Below are 409 nucleotides of genomic sequence, written 5' to 3' on the forward strand. Positions count from 1 at the left end.
AACCAACCCCAACCACACAAACAGACAGAACAAGCGTTGACTAGTCATCATTCATCCTTGTCAGGTGTAACAATATGAACAGCCTTCCCTACCGCTTTTCCAGTCACTTTTACGGCACCCACGGCCACATCAACGGCAGTACTTGCCGCAGCATCCACTACACTCACTACGGTGCAAGCACTCGTAGTGAGCGCCATGCTAACTACAAGAAAAAAGGCAACAACCTTCATAAGACAACTTCATATTATGATTAAAAAGAGCGCTAAGACTACCCTATATTCACCCTATTGAACAGGTTAATAATTATGCAATATGACCCAAAAATATTATTTTTCTGGCTGATATGTAACTAATAAACGTACCGCGCTCATTTCCAATTTACAGTGTTCACTAATCGCTTGCTGAACGC

1 protein-coding gene is annotated in these 409 nt (G+C 42.3%); it reads right to left on the minus strand.

The window, feature by feature from the left end; all coding sequences use genetic code 11:
• Positions 1–47 precede the first annotated feature (47 nt).
• Entirely contained in the window at positions 48–197 is a 150-nt protein-coding gene (locus EMN46_RS19225; RefSeq protein ID WP_154202626.1) for a hypothetical protein, read from the minus strand.
• Positions 198–409: the final 212 nt, after the last annotated feature.

This window comes from Ancylomarina sp. 16SWW S1-10-2 (genome assembly GCF_009669305.1).
GTDB lineage: Bacteria > Bacteroidota > Bacteroidia > Bacteroidales > Marinifilaceae > Ancylomarina.